Source organism: Vibrio sp. 10N.261.52.A1, from assembly GCF_002876325.1.
In the GTDB taxonomy this organism is placed as follows: Bacteria; Pseudomonadota; Gammaproteobacteria; order Enterobacterales; family Vibrionaceae; genus Vibrio; species Vibrio chagasii.
On sequence record NZ_MCYD01000305.1, the window covers coordinates 1 to 508 of the forward strand.

The window sequence follows — 508 nt, forward strand, 5'->3', positions numbered from 1 at the left end:
CAAGCTTCTTCCAACGCTTCATACCTTTGTGAGAACGCAGTTGCGGGTTAGCAATCTCATCGACAGCGAAGTTAAGCAGAGCAAGGCCTGTTACTAGCATTGTCAGTGCGATACAAGGAGCCAACAGTTCCCACCAAGCGCCAATCAGCATTGATGAAGAGGTTTGAACGTTGTAAAGCATGATGCCCCAGCTGATTGTGTTCGGGTCACCAAGACCTAGGAACGATATCGTTGCTTCCATCATGATTGCGTACATTACTGAGCCGATGAAGCTTGCACCTACGATAGAGATAAGGTTTGGCAGAATCTCAACGAAGATGATGCGAATTGGAGATTCACCAAGTACTTCTGCTGCTTTAACAAACTCTTTTTCACGCAGTGCTAGGGTTTGGGAACGAACAACACGGGCGCCCCAAGCCCAGGACATAAAGCCGATAACCAAGGTTATTGTGAGTGGCCCTGCCTCACCGATAAAGGCTGCTACCACGAACAGTAATGGGTATTGAGG

At 48.2% G+C, this 508-nt stretch carries 1 protein-coding gene; it reads right to left on the reverse strand.

The window, feature by feature from the left end; translation table 11 throughout:
* On the reverse strand, positions 1-508 hold a 508-nt coding region (locus BCT81_RS03780), incomplete at both ends, for an ABC transporter permease (protein ID WP_133152531.1).